At 64.4% G+C, this 14,210-nt stretch carries 13 protein-coding genes and 1 tRNA gene; 5 read left to right on the top strand and 9 right to left on the bottom strand.

Annotation, left to right across the window (positions count from 1 at the left end):
* Positions 1–118 precede the first annotated feature (118 nt).
* The gene (gene ettA, locus FHY55_RS03980) at positions 119–1,774 is read left to right on the top strand and encodes an energy-dependent translational throttle protein EttA (RefSeq protein WP_140012956.1); all 1,656 of its coding nucleotides are present in this window, start codon (positions 119–121) and stop codon (positions 1,772–1,774) included.
* Between the two features lie 40 nt (positions 1,775–1,814).
* Positions 1,815–2,852 (top strand): sugar-transfer associated ATP-grasp domain-containing protein, encoded by a 1,038-nt coding sequence (locus FHY55_RS03975; protein ID WP_140012955.1) that lies wholly within the window; start codon positions 1,815–1,817, stop codon positions 2,850–2,852.
* A 21-nt stretch (positions 2,853–2,873) separates the two neighbouring features.
* Here FHY55_RS03975 and FHY55_RS03970 read toward each other — a convergent pair whose 3' ends face one another.
* The gene (locus FHY55_RS03970; protein ID WP_140012954.1) at positions 2,874–3,437 is read right to left on the bottom strand and encodes a transposase; all 564 of its coding nucleotides are present in this window, start codon (positions 3,435–3,437) and stop codon (positions 2,874–2,876) included.
* Positions 3,438–3,638: 201 nt separating this feature from the next.
* Between FHY55_RS03970 and FHY55_RS03965 the strand changes: the two genes are divergently transcribed.
* Both FHY55_RS03965 and FHY55_RS03960 read left to right on the top strand, forming a co-directional pair.
* A complete protein-coding gene (locus tag FHY55_RS03965; protein ID WP_140012953.1) occupies positions 3,639–3,845 on the top strand; it encodes a cold-shock protein in 207 nt (68 codons plus the stop codon).
* A 234-nt stretch (positions 3,846–4,079) separates the two neighbouring features.
* Complete coding sequence (locus FHY55_RS03960; protein WP_140012952.1) at positions 4,080–4,541, top strand: hypothetical protein; 462 nt, start codon at positions 4,080–4,082, stop codon at positions 4,539–4,541.
* Between the two features lie 3 nt (positions 4,542–4,544).
* Here the strand turns inward: FHY55_RS03960 and FHY55_RS03955 are convergent, their stop codons facing one another.
* The 3 genes from FHY55_RS03955 to FHY55_RS03945 are packed head-to-tail and all read right to left on the bottom strand — an operon-like array spanning position 4,545 to position 7,234.
* Positions 4,545–4,748, bottom strand: coding sequence for a dodecin family protein (locus tag FHY55_RS03955; RefSeq protein ID WP_140012951.1), 204 nt, complete (start codon positions 4,746–4,748; stop codon positions 4,545–4,547).
* A gap of 41 nt (positions 4,749–4,789) precedes the next feature.
* The gene (locus FHY55_RS03950) at positions 4,790–5,401 is read right to left on the bottom strand and encodes an SOS response-associated peptidase (protein ID WP_140012950.1); all 612 of its coding nucleotides are present in this window, start codon (positions 5,399–5,401) and stop codon (positions 4,790–4,792) included.
* A gap of 3 nt (positions 5,402–5,404) precedes the next feature.
* Positions 5,405–7,234, bottom strand: coding sequence for an ABC transporter ATP-binding protein (locus tag FHY55_RS03945; RefSeq protein ID WP_140012949.1), 1,830 nt, complete (start codon positions 7,232–7,234; stop codon positions 5,405–5,407).
* Positions 7,235–7,394: 160 nt separating this feature from the next.
* Between FHY55_RS03945 and puuE the strand changes: the two genes are divergently transcribed.
* Positions 7,395–8,816, top strand: a complete 1,422-nt coding sequence (gene puuE / locus FHY55_RS03940; protein ID WP_140012948.1) for an allantoinase PuuE — start codon at positions 7,395–7,397, stop codon at positions 8,814–8,816.
* A 155-nt stretch (positions 8,817–8,971) separates the two neighbouring features.
* Here puuE and FHY55_RS03935 read toward each other — a convergent pair whose 3' ends face one another.
* The 5 genes from FHY55_RS03935 to gcvT all read right to left on the bottom strand — a co-directional run bounded on the left by FHY55_RS03935 (position 8,972) and on the right by gcvT (position 14,130).
* The gene (locus tag FHY55_RS03935) at positions 8,972–9,229 is read right to left on the bottom strand and encodes a hypothetical protein (RefSeq protein ID WP_140012947.1); all 258 of its coding nucleotides are present in this window, start codon (positions 9,227–9,229) and stop codon (positions 8,972–8,974) included.
* 127 nt (positions 9,230–9,356) lie between these two features.
* Positions 9,357–9,432 (bottom strand) — tRNA-Ala (locus FHY55_RS03930).
* 284 nt (positions 9,433–9,716) lie between these two features.
* Positions 9,717–12,551, bottom strand: coding sequence for an aminomethyl-transferring glycine dehydrogenase (gene gcvP, locus FHY55_RS03925; protein ID WP_140012946.1), 2,835 nt, complete (start codon positions 12,549–12,551; stop codon positions 9,717–9,719).
* Between the two features lie 98 nt (positions 12,552–12,649).
* Complete coding sequence (gene gcvH, locus FHY55_RS03920; RefSeq protein ID WP_140012945.1) at positions 12,650–13,009, bottom strand: glycine cleavage system protein GcvH; 360 nt, start codon at positions 13,007–13,009, stop codon at positions 12,650–12,652.
* 17 nt (positions 13,010–13,026) lie between these two features.
* Positions 13,027–14,130 (bottom strand): glycine cleavage system aminomethyltransferase GcvT, encoded by a 1,104-nt coding sequence (gene gcvT / locus FHY55_RS03915; RefSeq protein WP_140012944.1) that lies wholly within the window; start codon positions 14,128–14,130, stop codon positions 13,027–13,029.
* Positions 14,131–14,210 lie beyond the last annotated feature (80 nt).

The following is a 14,210-nucleotide window of genomic DNA, read 5'->3' as shown; positions in this document are numbered from 1 at the left end:
CAAAAGCCCGGCGCGACAACCCGCCGCAGGTCGGCCTCCTGAAAGCTCGCAGATTTCCGCCCGATTGCCCTTTGCCGCCGCCTCCCCTAGATGTGCCGCAACCAGACCGGAGGATCGCATGGCCAGCTATCAATACGTCTACCACATGGATGGTGTCTCCAAGACCTACCCCGGTGGCAAGAAGTGCTTTGAAAACATCCGCCTGAGCTTTCTGCCCGGCGTGAAGATCGGCGTCGTGGGCGTGAACGGCGCGGGTAAATCCACGCTGATGCGTATCATGGCCGGGATCGACAAGGATTTCACCGGCGAGGCCTGGGCCGCCGAGGGGGCCAAGGTAGGCTACCTGCCGCAGGAGCCGCAGCTCGACGAGAGCAAAACCGTCCGCGAGAACGTGATGGAAGGCGTGGCCGCAAAGAAGGCCATTCTGGATCGCTACAACGAGCTGGCGATGAACTACTCCGACGAGACCGCCGACGAGATGGCCCAGCTGCAGGATGAGATCGACTCGAGCAACCTGTGGGATCTCGACAGCCAGATCGACGTGGCGCTGGAAGCCTTGCGCTGCCCACCCGACGACGCCATGCCCGAGAACCTTTCGGGCGGCGAGGCCCGCCGCGTGGCGCTGTGCAAGCTGCTGCTCGAAGCGCCCGACATGCTGCTGCTCGACGAACCGACCAACCACCTTGATGCCGAAACGATCGCTTGGCTGCAGCAGCACCTTATCGACTACAAGGGCACCATCCTGATCGTCACTCACGACCGTTATTTCCTTGACGACATCACAGGCTGGATCCTTGAGCTCGACCGGGGCCGGGGCATTCCCTACGAGGGAAATTACTCGGCATGGCTGGAGCAGAAGGCCAAGCGGCTGGAGCAGGAGGCCCGCGAGGACAAGTCGCGCCAGAAGACGCTGGAGCGCGAGCTGGAGTGGATCCGCGCCGGGGCGAAGGCCCGGCAGGCCAAGCAGAAGGCCCGGATCAACGCCTATGAGGATCTTGCGGCGCAGTCGGAGCGCGAGAAGATCTCTCGCGCCCAGATCGTTATTCCCAACGGCCCGCGCCTTGGGCAGAAGGTGATCGAGGTAGAGGGGCTGCAAAAGGCCTATGACGACAAGCTGCTGATCGAGGGGCTGGATTTTGCCCTGCCGCCGGGCGGGATCGTGGGCGTGATCGGGCCGAACGGCGCCGGTAAATCGACGCTGTTCCGCATGCTCACCGGGCAGGAGCAGCCCGATAGCGGCTCGGTGGAATACGGTGACACGGTGAAGCTGAGCTACGTCGACCAGTCGCGCGATGCACTGGACGCGGGCGCCACCGTTTGGGAGGAAATCTCGGGCGGGGCCGAGGTGATCGAACTGGGCGATGCCTCGATGAACTCGCGCGCCTATTGCTCGGCCTTCAACTTCAAGGGCGGCGACCAGCAGAAGAAGGTTGGCCTGCTCTCGGGCGGTGAACGCAACCGGGTGCATATGGCCAAGCTGCTGAAGAGCGGCGGCAACGTGCTGCTGCTCGACGAACCGACCAACGACCTCGACGTGGAAACCCTGCGGGCGCTCGAAGACGCGCTGGAAGACTTTGCAGGATGCGCGGTGATCATCTCGCACGACCGCTTCTTCCTCGACCGACTCTGCACGCACATCCTTGCCTTCGAGGGCGAGGCGCATGTGGAGTGGTTCGAAGGCAACTTCGAAGCCTATGAAGAGGATAAGGCGCGCAGGCTGGGGCCGGACGCGCTGGAGCCCAAGCGGGTGAAGTACAAGAAGTTCGTGAGGTAAATTGGCCAAACCGCGGCGCACCCCTGGCCCTTACCGCGTTTTGGGCCGGGACATTTCGGCGATAGATCCGTCGCAGAACAACACCGCCCGTGCGGCCTATGCGGCGATAACGACTGCCGATCCGAGCCGGGCGCTCGACAGCAAAACGCGACGCCGCATTGCGACCTACGCGCGGGAAGCCTTTGGGCACATTGCCTATGCGCCTTGGCTCGAAACCTACGCGGCCCTGCGCGGCCGGTTTGTGGAGGGGTGCCTGCCCGACAACTACGTGCGCCGTCACCTCGTGCCCTACAGCATCAGCACCTACGGTGACATCACCGGCCCCACCCTTCTTCGTCGGACCATGCCTGCCGCCACCTTGCCCGACATCGCCTACCATATCGCAGGCCAGTTTTACGGCCTGTCGATGGAGCGGATAAGGCCGGAAGAGCTGGCCGATGTGATCTTTGCCGAGGCCTCATTGGTCTACGTCAAGGAAACGTGTGGCCTGCAGGGAAAGGGCGTGACGCGGTTGACGCGGGAAAGCTTCAAGCTGGAGGATCTGCCGCGCCGCGATTTCGTCATCCAGAGCGAGGTGCAACTTGACCCTGAGTTCGCCGCGCTTTCGGCAGGTGGGACAACCACTCTGCGCATCACCACCGTTCACCCCGGAACGGAGCCGGCACGCGCGGTTTCGGCTGGCATCCGGCTTGGGCGGACAGGAGATTCGCACATACGCTCGGCCTCTGCGCTGAAGGTCATCCTCGAAATCGAGGCAGAAGAGCTGGGGCCGGTCGGCTGCATGCCGGACTGGAGCGCAACCACGCAGCACCCCGATAGCGGGCTGCGCTTTGAAGGGCAGAAGGTGCCGGGCGTGCGCCGCGCCGCCGAAGAGATGGCCCGCCTGCATGACCAACTGCCCCATGTGCGCTATGTCGGTTGGGACGTTGGCATCGCCCCCGATGGCACACCTTGGGTTTATGAGATGAACACCGGCCACGCTGGTGTGACCTTTCCCGAAGCCTTCGTGGGGCCACTGTTCAAACAGTTCGGCTGGCACCGGCTGCACGTGCTGGACGACAGCGACGTGTTTCGCTGAACGTGCCGAAGCGCGGCGAGCCTAGGCGGCTTGCCCGCATCGCGCCGAGTTTGCGCCGCGTCCTTGCCAGCTCGCGCCAACCTTCCCCGCCCGGACCTCCCGATGGAACGAGCTTGCTGCCCAGTCCTGCGGCCTCTCCACAAGCCCATGCTTCACGGGATCGTTCCAGCAATAGCGAACATGGTTTTGCAGATCCGCCTCGTCACGGCAGTGATGCTCCCGAAAGCGCTTTTGCCATAGCCCCGTCTCGCCCTTGCGGAACAGCCCGCGCTGCGCCTCGGCATCCGCCGTCGGCCATGGCGGGACGAGCCCCGCCTTTCGGGCCTCGCGGCTGAAGCGGGCCTTGATGCTGCCCCAGCGTTGGGAGTAATTCGGATCGTCCTCGGGGAACGCCAGCACGCAATGGAGATGGTCGGGCAGGGCAACGAAGGCGAGGATGTCGAAGGGGCGGTAGGACTTTACATGCCGCACGGCATCTCGCAGCACCGCGAGGCCGTCGATCAGCAGGGTGGTGCCACGCTCTGCGAGACAGACGGTGAAGAACACGGGCGCTGCGGCAAGCTGGGGGCGAATATTTCGTTGCATGCGCCTAGCTTGCCCAAAAGCGATTAACTGCCGGTAAACACGGCACCCCTTGCCCGAATCCGCACAACCTGCGATACAACGCCCGCGACCGCTACCGCTATTCGATCCACTGTCTCCCTTCCAAAAGGCGTCACGACCGATCCGCTACCGACGCCACGCCGCCGCACTCCGCGGGCGGAACACTACTTAGGAGACACCGGAATGCCCAATGGCACCGTGAAATGGTTTAACCCCACCAAAGGCTTCGGCTTCATCGCACCCGACGAGGGCGGCAAAGACGTGTTCGTGCACATCTCCGCAGTCGAGCGTGCCGGCCTCACCGGCCTGAAGGACGACCAGAAGGTTACCTACGACCTCGAGTCCGGCCGTGATGGCCGCCAGAGCGCGACCAACCTGTCGCTGGCCTGAGCCACCGATTGGCCGCTGGCCACAAGTAAGGAATTGGAAAGGGCGCCCCTTAGCGGGTGCCCTTTTTGCGTTGGAAGCGGTGAGCAAGGCCGCCTTCGGGCTATGCTACCAGACGCCATCTTTGCACGAACGCCACAGGCCCAAATGCGAGCGTTGGCCTTATTTTCTTGCTCCGTGCCTCTGGGCGGCTAAACTCCCTGTCATTCATTTTGAAAGCACAAGGAATTCAGGAAAATGACCACACAACAGGGGTTTTCGCTCGCAGTCTCCGGCAAGGGGATGATGCTGGGCATGTTTATCACCGACGGCATGGAGCGTTGGGGTGAAGAAGTGACGATGTACGACCATACCGCCGCGTTCCAGGCTGCCCGCAAGGGCGAAGCGAAGCTGGGGGAAAGCGGCTATGGCAACAAGGGCGCGCGGGACATGGCCAAGAAGATCCGCGCCCATGACGCCAACCCTCCGAAGATCGACATCCGGGTGCAGTTTGTCACCTTTGGTAAGCGCGAAATCTGCATCGTCAGCGGCAATGGCCAGCAGCGCACCGTGCGGCTGGACAAGGCCAAGCTGGATTGGCAGGGCCTTGAGCACGCGCTGGAGGAGTGCTTCAAGGCGGTTGACGAGATCCGGGGGGCCACGCAGGCCAAGCCGCGCTTTATCAAGCGCCCGAAGGCCAAGCCGGCGGCCGTTTCCTGAGGCTTAGTCGTCAAGCACGAAGGTGACCATGAGGCCGACGCGGTATTCGGAAATCTTTCCGTCGTCGACCGTCACCTTCATGTCTTTCACCCATGCGCCCTGAACGTTCTTGAGCGTCTCGGATGCGCGGGCGACACCCTTCTCGGTGGCGTCCTCGAAAGACTTGGTCGACGATGAGATAATTTCGGTAACGCGTGCAACAGACATGTCTCTCTCCCTTGGTTTCAAGGGGTAAAACCTAGGCCGCGTCAGGCGCCGGTCCAGTCGACGCCTTCGGCATGGGCGAGCTTCAGCCGCCCGTCTGGCCATGGGTGACAGAGGTTCACGGCCTCGGCCATGTTGCCCGCACACCAGATGAGCCACTCGTGCGGCGCAAGGATGACGCCCATGCGGTGATGGATCGGGGCGACATCGCCGTTGGGTTCGCAGGTCACCGTGGCGACCTCTGCAAGCTCGGCCCCGTTGGGGGCCTTCCACACATCCCAGATGGCCGCGAAGCCCAGAAGCCCGCCGTCCTTTGGCGCAATCCGCCACGGTTGCTTGCGCCGCGCCTTGCCTGTCCACTCATACCAGCCATCGCAGGGCACGACACCGCGCCGCACCCCGGTGAAGGCGGATTTGGCAAAGACCGTCTCGGAGCGGGCGTTAACGATGGTTTCCATCACCGGGCGGCCCCGCGCGTTCACCCGGCCTACCGGGATCATCCCCCAGCGCATCAGCCGCAGCGCCGCACCGTCCCACACCACGATCTCTTGCCCGGGCGCGATGTTGGCCCGAGGCCCCTGCCCTTTCGGCATCTCGACCCCGAAGGCCGCGCCCACCTCTTCCGCCGGTCGGGTGAGTAAGAGCCGACCGGGCATCGGCTAGTCCAGCGGCTTCAGAACGTAATGCCCAGGTGCTACCTCATCGTAAACGGATGGCGCGGGTTCGTGGCCCACGGGGAAAACCGGCGAAGGGATGGGCTTGAAGTTTAGCTCGTGCTCGCTCTTGCGCTGGCGTGGGTCGGCCACGGGCACGGCCTTCATCAGGTCGCGGGTGTAGGGGTGTTGCGGGTTTTCGAAGATGGCGGCGCGGGGGCCGATCTCGACGATCCGGCCCAGGTACATGACGCCGACCTGATGGCTCACCCGCTCCACAACGGCCATATCGTGGCTGATGAACAGCAGCGAGATGCCAAGCTCGGCCTGCAGCTCGATCAGCAGGTTGAGCACTTGGGCCTGTATCGACACGTCGAGCGCCGAGACCGCCTCATCTGCGATGATGAGCTTGGGGTTGAGCGCGAGGGCGCGGGCGATGGCGACGCGCTGGCGCTGGCCGCCTGACATTTCATGCGGGAAGCGGCGCAGGAAGCTGCGGGGCAGTTCCACCCTGTCGAAGAGCGCTGTAACGCGGTCTTGCACCTCGGAGCCCTTGGCCAGCCCGTAGTTGAGGATCGGCTCGGCGACCTGATCCATCAAGCGCATCTGCGGATTGAGCGATGCAAAGGGATCCTGAAACACCATCTGCATGTCGGCACGCGCCCGCCGCAGCTCGCGCTGGCTCATGGCGATGACGTCCTTGCCGCCAAGGCGCACCTCGCCCGACTGCGGCTCGACCAGCCGCAGGATCGAGCGGCCGCAGGATGACTTGCCGCAACCGGATTCGCCAACCAGCGAAAGGGTTTCGGATGTTTTCAGCTCAAAGGATACATCCTCAACGGCATGAACGTAGGCCTGCGTGCGCCGCAGTAGCCCGCCCTTGACCGGGAAGCGGGTGGTGAGGTTTTTCACCTCCAGCAGCACCTTGCGATCTGCCGCCGGAACCACCGGGTGGGCCTCGATCTCGCGCCCGAGGATTTTGAGCGGCTCGGGTTCGGCCTTGCCTTCCATCTCGCCCAGCTTGGGCACAGCGGAAAGGAGTGCCTGGGTGTAGGGGTGCTGGGGGGCCTCGAAGATTTGCTCAACGGGGCCTTCCTCAACCTTGTTGCCCTTGAGCATGACAACCACGCGATCAGCCACCTGCGCTACCACTGCCATATCGTGGGTGATGAACAGCACGGCGGCGCCGGTTTCGCGTTTGAGGCGGTCGATCAGGGCGAGGATCTCGGCCTGAATCGTCACGTCCAGCGCGGTGGTGGGCTCGTCGGCGATGAGCAGGCGCGGCTCGCAGGCGAGGGCCATGGCGATCACGACGCGTTGGCGCATGCCGCCGGAAAGCTCGTGAGGATACTGCTTGAGCCGCCGCTCGGGCTCGGGGATGCGCACGCGCCGGAGCAGCTCCAGCGCCTCGGCGGCAGCGGCTGACTTGCTCATTTTCTTGTGGACGCGCAGCCCCTCGGTGAGCTGACGCTCGATGGTGAACACCGGGTTCAGCGCGCTCATCGGCTCCTGAAAGATCATCGCGATCTCGTTGCCGCGAATATCGCGCATCAGCTTGTTTTCGGCCTTGGATACGTCGATCGCTTCGCCGTCTTCGCGCCGGAAGTTCAGCGTGCCATTCGCAATGCGCCCGCCGCCGAACTCGACCAGCCGCATGAGCGAGAGCGAGGAGATCGACTTGCCCGAGCCACTCTCACCCACAACGCAAAGGGTTTCGCCCGGGTCGATTTGAAACGACACGTCTTCAACGCCCACAACGAGCCCGTCGTTGGTATCAAATTCCACCCTGAGGTGGCTGACATCTACCAGCGGTTTCTTTTCGGTCTCGTCCAACATGCGCGGCCCCCTTGTTTCGCCCAAGCTTATGCCATGCCACGCAATTCTCAATGCCTGACACACATGGCGTGACGGCAGGCGCTTGCCATTCGCCCGGCGGGGGTAAAAACTTGGGCGGACAGGCCGTGCGATTGGGCCACTTGAGGATTGGAGACGCCAGATGGACCGTTACGACCGGGATATGCGAGGCTACGGCCCCCGCCCGCCTAATGCAGCATGGCCGAATGGCGCAAAGATCGCGGTGCAGTTCGTGCTGAATTACGAGGAAGGCGGCGAGAACAATATCTTGCATGGCGATGAGGCATCGGAAGCGTTCTTGAGCGATGTGATCGGCGCGGAGCCATGGCCCAACCAGCGGCACTGGAACATCGAATCGATGTATGAATACGGGGCCCGCGCGGGGTTTTGGCGGCTGCATCGGCTGTTCACCGCGATGAAGATTCCGCTGACCGTTTATGGCGTGGCCACCGCGCTGGCCCGCTCGCCCGATCAGGTTGCGGCGATGCGCGAGGCGCGGTGGGAGATTGCGAGCCACGGCTATAAATGGATTGATTACAGAGACTTCTACGAAGCCGAAGAGCGCGAGCATCTGGAAAAGGCGATTGCCCTGCACCGCGAGGTGGTGGGCGCGCGGCCTCGTGGACTGTACGTGGGGCGCTGCTCGGAGAATACCGTGCAGATCGCCACGGAGATGGGCGGTTTTGCCTATTTGTCAGACAGTTACGCTGACGATCTGCCCTATTGGGTGCATATTTCCGGCAAGGATCAGCTGATCATTCCTTACACGCTGGAGGCCAATGACATGCGCTTCACCACCGCATCGGGTTTTGGTGATGGGCAGGAGTTTTTGAACTACCTCAAGGATACCTTCGACGTGCTCTATGCCGAGGGCTCGGCGGGCTCGGCCAAGATGATGAACATCGGCCTGCATTGCCGCCTTGCGGGCCGTCCGGGGCGGCTTATGGCGATCAAACGCTTTATCGACCATGCGATGGCCAAGGAGGGCGTTTGGTTTGCCCGGCGGATCGACATTGCCCGCCACTGGACGATGACGCACCCGCCCAAGCGCATGTCGGCCCGCCCGAGCCAGATGGACCTGACCACCTTCACCAACCGCTTTGGCGAAGTGTTCGAGCACTCTGCGTGGGTGGCCGAACGCGCCCACAAGCTGGAGCTTGGCCCGGCGCACGATACGCCCGAGGGCATCCACAACGCGATGGCTCGCGTGTTCCGCCGCGCCAGCGAGGATGAGCGGCTGAACGTGCTGCGCGCGCACCCTGACCTTGGCGATGCGATCACCAGGGCCGACCGGCTGACCGAGCACTCCAACGCCGAACAGCAGGGCGCGGGGCTGACCGCGCTGACAGACGAAGAGCGCCGCGAGCTGATGGACCTTAACGAGCGCTACATGGCCAAGAACGGCTTTCCCTTCATCATCGCGGTGAAAGACCACGACAAGGCCGGTATCATCCGCAAGTTTCATGAACGAATGAATAACACCAAGGGCGAGGAGATGGCCGAGGCCTGCTATCAGGTTGAGCGGATCGCCCTGCATCGGCTGTACGCGATGGATTGGAGCTGACCTTTAACCGCAACGTCGCGCCCCTGCGCAGGCCTTACGGCCATGGCCCAGCGTGCTTCGGCAAGGCCAGCAATGGCCTATCAACCCCATGAAATCACAGGCCGGGCGCGGTGCTGCCACACCGGCCCGGCCTCCCCTCGCTGCCCGCGCTCGCGCTAGAGGCGCGAGGGGCAGGACTTCTTGGCGTTGGGCTTGCCGATGTGATGCGGGTTCAGGATCAGATACCACTTCACAGGCTCACCGGGGGCCTGTGCCTTGGAGTAGGAACAGCCCGCTGGCGTGGTGTACCACTGGCCCTGATAGCCCGCGGGGGGGCGGGGGTTGGATTTGCCTTTGCCGAAGGCGGAGGCGCTGCCTGAAAGGGCGAGGGCGGCGGCGACGGCGAGGGCTGAGATGGTGGCGAATTTCTTCATTGGTCCGGCTCCCGGGATGTGCTGCGTATCGCCAACCGTTCTGCCCGCCGATGGGGTATTTGCTTGGGCCGAAATGGGGCGAAACTACGCCGGGAGCCTAAGTTTTTATGATATTTTCGGGGAGATCTGGTGGAGCCGATCGGGATCGAACCGACGACCTCGTCATTGCGAACGACGCGCTCTCCCAACTGAGCTACGGCCCCACTGGCGGGGTGTTTGGCCGAGGGCAGCGGCGGAGTCAAGCCGGAGGGCCGGGCAGCGCGCGGTGGGGTAAGGACTGGCGGTTAACCCGGGAAAGCGAGGGGCAACAAGTGATGCACAGTCCATGCACATCCTATGCATACGAGTTTTGCACCGCGCGGATTAATCAATGCACCGCGCGGTGGGCTGTCGTTGTGCTCGGGCCTGCCCCGAGGGCCTTGTGGAAAGAGGTCCTCGGGTCTGGCCCGAGGATGACGTTGCATCGGCGGTGGGCAGATTGCTCACCCTACTCGGCGGCCTCGGCGTAGCTTTCGACCGGCGGGCAGGTGCAGATCAGGTTGCGGTCGCCCGCCACGTTGTCGACCCGGCCGATGGGGGGCCAGTACTTGTCGACCCGGAAGGCGCCGGGCGGGAAGCAGCCCTGCTCGCGGGGATAGGGGCGGGTCCAGTCGGCCACGAGGTCGTTCACCGTGTGGGGGGCGTGCTTGAGCGGGTTGTCATCGGCGGGCATGTCGCCCGCCTCCACCGCCGCGATCTCTTCGCGGATGGCGAGCATGGCGGTGATGAAGCGGTCAAGCTCGGCCTTGGTTTCGGACTCGGTCGGCTCCACCATCAGGGTGCCCGCCACCGGCCAGCTCATGGTTGGGGCGTGGAAGCCGCAATCCATCAGGCGTTTGGCGATGTCATCGACGGTCACCCCGGCCTCCGCAAATGGGCGGGTGTCGAGGATACACTCGTGGGCAACGCGGTTGTTGCGGCCTTTGAAGAGCACATCGTAGGCGCCCGAAAGACGTGCGGCGATGTAGTTGGCCGAGAGGATGGCGACCTTGGTGGCCTGCGTCAGCCCTGCCCCGCCCATCAGCAGGCAGTAGGCATAGCTGATGGGGAGGATGGAGGCGGAGCCGAAGGGCGCCGCCGACACGGGGCCGGTGGTGCCGCCGGTTTCGGGGTGGCCGGGGAGATAGGGCGCGAGGTGCGCTTTGACGCCGATGGGCCCCATGCCGGGGCCGCCGCCGCCGTGGGGGATGCAGAAGGTTTTGTGTAGGTTGAGGTGCGATACGTCAGAGCCGATCTCGCCGGGCTTTACTAGCCCGACCATGGCGTTGAGGTTGGCGCCGTCGAGATAGACCTGCCCGCCGTGCTTGTGGGTGATGTCGCAGACCTCGCGCACGGTGTCCTCGAAGACGCCGTGGGTGGAAGGATAGGTGATCATCACCGCGGCGAGTTTGTCGCCGGCGGCCTCGGCTTTGGCAGTGAAATCCTCAAGGTCGATGTCGCCGTTCTCCGCCGACTTCACCACCACCACCTTCATCCCCGCCATCTGGGCGGAGGCCGGGTTGGTGCCGTGGGCGGAGGTGGGGATGAGGCAGATGTCGCGATCTTCGCCATTGGCCTCGTGGTAGGCGGCGATGGTGAGAAGGCCCGCATATTCACCCTGGGCGCCGGAGTTGGGCTGGAGCGACATGGCATCATAGCCGGTGATCTTGCAGAGGCGTTCTGAGAGGCTTTCGAGCATTTCGGTGTAGCCCGCGGCCTGCGCCTTGGGGGCGAAGGGGTGCATGTTGGCGAAGGCGGGCCAGCTGATAGGGTCCATCTCCACGGCAGCGTTAAGCTTCATGGTGCAGGAGCCGAGGGGGATCATTGCGCGGTCGAGCGCGAGGTCACGGTCGGCCAGACGGCGCATGTAGCGCATCATCTCGGCCTCGGCCCGGTTCATCTGGAAGATGGGGTGGGTGAGGTAGTCTGACGTGCGCAGCAGCGCCTCGGGAAGCGCGGGGGTGCCGCCCTTGGCGGTTTCACTGAGGCCGAAGGCGCGCCAGACGCCCTCGATGATCTCCGGCCCGACGGTTTCATCAGTGCTGATGCCAATGCGGCCTTCGGGCAGCTGGCGCAGGTTGATGCCCTCGGTTTCGGCGGCGCGCAGGATGGCGCCTTGGAGCGGGCCGGCCTCGACCACGATGGTATCAAACGGGTTTTCGGGCGTCACGGTGAAGCCCGCCTCGCGCAGGCCGGAGGCGATTTCGGCGCAGGAGAGGTGGACGCGCTCGGCAATGGCGCGCAACCCCTTTGGGCCGTGGAACACCGCGTAGAAGCTGGCCATGACGGCGAGCAGCGCCTGCGCGGTGCAGACGTTGGAGGTGGCCTTCTCGCGGCGGATGTGCTGCTCGCGGGTTTGCAGGCTGAGGCGGTAGGCCTGGTTGCCGCGCGCATCGACCGAAACCCCGACGATGCGGCCGGGCATCTGGCGTTTGAAGGCGTCGCGGCAGGACATGAAGGCGGCGTGGGGGCCGCCGTAGCCGAGGGGCACACCGAAGCGCTGGGCGGTGCCAACGGCGATGTCGGCGCCCATTTCGCCGGGGGCTTTCAGAAGCGTCAGGGCCAGCAGATCGGTGGCCACGGTGGAGACGGCTTTGGCCTCGCTGAGCGCGGCGCATTCTGCGGAGAAGTCCCGCAGGGTGCCGGTGGTACCGGGATACTGGAAGAGAGCACCGAAGACCTCGGTTGGTTTCAGGTCATCGGGATTGCCGACCACCACTTCGATATCGAGCGGGCGGGCGCGAGTTTGGACCACGGCGATGGTTTGGGGGTGGCAGTTTTCGTCGACGAAGAAGGCGGTGGCCTTGGACTTGGCGACGCGCTGGGACATCACCATGGCTTCCGCCGCCGCCGTGCCTTCATCAAGCAGGGAGGCGTTGGCGACCTCGAGCCCGGTCAAGTCGCTCACCATGGTCTGGAAGTTCAGCAGCGCCTCCAGCCGGCCTTGGGCGATTTCGGGCTGGTAGGGGGTGTAGGCGGTGTACCACGCGGGGTTTTCAAGGATGTTCCGCTGGATCGCGGGGGGCGTGATGGTGCCGTAGTAGCCCTGCCCGATGAGGTTGGTCATCACCCGGTTCTTGCTGGCGATCTTGCGCATCTTCACCAGCAGGTCGCCCTCCGTCATCGGTGCCCACGGCAGCGGCTCGGACTGGCGCAGGCGGCCGGGCACCGTTTGCTCGATCAGCTCATCAAGGGAGGAGACGCCCAGCACCGAGAGCATTTCGGCCATTTCCTCTGGCGAGGGGCCGATGTGGCGGCGGTTGGCGAAATCATAGGGATCATAGTCGGTGGGGGTGTAGGGCATTGGGGCTTCCGGGTTGGGTTTGGGGGGCCGCTCCTCGTGGGGCTTCGCCCCCTCGTCGCGGGGGCGAAGACGTCTCGAAGGACGGATGAGCCGATGTGTTAGGAGATCAGATCCTGATAGGCGTCTTCATCCATGTAGCTGTCATACTCGGCCATGTCGGTGGGCTTGATCTTGAAGAACCAGGCCTCGCCAAGCGGGTCTTCGTTGACCAGCGCGGGGTTGTCGGTGAGGGCTTCGTTGACCTCGACGATCTCGCCATCGAGCGGCGCGGTGATGTCGGAGGCGGCCTTGACGCTTTCGATCACCACCACCTCGTCGCCCTTGGCAACGACGGTTTCAACCTCGGGCAGTTCGACGAACACCACGTCGCCAAGCTGGGTGGAGGCATGTTCGGTGATGCCCACGACAATCAGCTCGTCTTCGGTGCGGAGCCATTCGTGATCTTCGGTGTATTTCATCGGGTCGGTCCTGTTGGTCAGCGTTTATAGGTGGAAGGTTGAAAGGGCATCGGCGCGGTGGCAAGGGGCAAGCGCTTGCCGCGCAGTTCGGCGGTGACGGTGGTGCCCGGCGCGGCGAGGTCGGTGGGCAGATAGCCCATCGCCACGGGGCGCTGGAGGCTGGGCGCGAAGGCGCCGGAGGTGATGGTGCCGATGGGATCGGGTGCGTCGGCGGAGGCGAAGAGTTGCACGCCTTCGCGCATCGGGGCGCGGCCTTCGGGCAGCAGGCCGGTGCGCAGGCGGGCGGGGCCGTTTGCCAGTTGGTCCTCGATGGTGGCTGCGCCCGGATAGCCGCCCGCGCGGGTTCCGCCTGCACGGCGGGCCTTGGAGAGCGCGAAGGTGAGGGCGGCCTCGACGGGGGTGGTTGTGGTGTCGATGTCGTGGCCGTGGAGCGGCAGGCCCGCTTCAAGGCGCAGCGAATCGCGGGCGCCGAGGCCGATGGGTTCGCAGGCCTCGTGAGCGAGGAGCTTGCGGGCGAAGTCTTCGGCATGGCGGGCGGGCACAGACACCTCGAAGCCGTCTTCGCCGGTGTAGCCGGAGCGGGAGATCCAGAGGTCGCCAAAGGGGGATTCGATTTCGGCCACGTCCATGAAGCGGTCGGGCACGGCGCCGGTGACGGAGGCGAGCACCGCTTCGGCCATGGGGCCTTGCAGGGCGATGAGGGCGCGGTCTTCCAGCGGCTCAATCTCGAGGCCCGCACGGCGCATGTGGGCGATATCGGCTTCGGCGTTGGCGGCGTTGACCACCAGCAGGAGGCGGTCGCCGTAGTTGGCGACCATCAGGTCATCGAGGATGCCGCCCTGATCGTTGGTGAATAGCGCATAGCGCTGGCGGCCGGGTTTGAGGCCGATCACATCGACCGGCACCAGCGCCTCGAGCGCCTCGGCGGCCCCTGCCCCGCGCAGCACGACCTGGCCCATGTGGCTCACGTCGAAGAGGCCACAGGCGGCGCGGGTGTGCAGGTGCTCTTTCATCACGCCGGGGGCGAATTGCACCGGCATTTCCCAGCCCGCGAATGGCACCATCTTGCCGCCCAGCTCTGCGTTCAGCGCAAAGAGCGGTGTGCGTTTTTCTTCGGTCACGTGCGATCCCCTCAAGCCACAGTGAAGCGCAGTTTGCGCCCGTTTCTGTGCCCCCTCTGTCCTTTCGCCTGAGATCGCTA

It is taken from the genome of Oceanicola sp. D3, assembly GCF_006351965.1.
Taxonomy (GTDB): domain Bacteria; phylum Pseudomonadota; class Alphaproteobacteria; order Rhodobacterales; family Rhodobacteraceae; genus Vannielia.
Note: the sequence above shows the minus strand (reverse complement) of the source record. Positions and strands in the feature narration are given on the sequence as shown.

Excerpts from the sequence above, each read along its gene's own strand:
- FHY55_RS03935 (WP_140012947.1), bottom strand. The coding sequence starts at position 9,229 with ATGAAGAAATTCGCCACCATCTCAGCCCTCGCCGTCGCCGCCGCCCTC.
- gcvP (WP_140012946.1), bottom strand. The coding sequence starts at position 12,551 with ATGCCCTACACCCCCACCGACTATGATCCCTATGATTTCGCCAACCGC.
- FHY55_RS03965 (WP_140012953.1), top strand. The coding sequence starts at position 3,639 with ATGCCCAATGGCACCGTGAAATGGTTTAACCCCACCAAAGGCTTCGGC.
- FHY55_RS03960 (WP_140012952.1), top strand. The coding sequence starts at position 4,080 with ATGACCACACAACAGGGGTTTTCGCTCGCAGTCTCCGGCAAGGGGATG.
- FHY55_RS03945 (WP_140012949.1), bottom strand. The coding sequence starts at position 7,234 with ATGTTGGACGAGACCGAAAAGAAACCGCTGGTAGATGTCAGCCACCTC.
- gcvH (WP_140012945.1), bottom strand. The coding sequence starts at position 13,009 with ATGAAATACACCGAAGATCACGAATGGCTCCGCACCGAAGACGAGCTG.
- ettA (WP_140012956.1), top strand. The coding sequence starts at position 119 with ATGGCCAGCTATCAATACGTCTACCACATGGATGGTGTCTCCAAGACC.
- FHY55_RS03950 (WP_140012950.1), bottom strand. The coding sequence starts at position 5,401 with ATGCCCGGTCGGCTCTTACTCACCCGACCGGCGGAAGAGGTGGGCGCG.
- FHY55_RS03955 (WP_140012951.1), bottom strand. The coding sequence starts at position 4,748 with ATGTCTGTTGCACGCGTTACCGAAATTATCTCATCGTCGACCAAGTCT.
- puuE (WP_140012948.1), top strand. The coding sequence starts at position 7,395 with ATGGACCGTTACGACCGGGATATGCGAGGCTACGGCCCCCGCCCGCCT.
- FHY55_RS03970 (WP_140012954.1), bottom strand. The coding sequence starts at position 3,437 with ATGCAACGAAATATTCGCCCCCAGCTTGCCGCAGCGCCCGTGTTCTTC.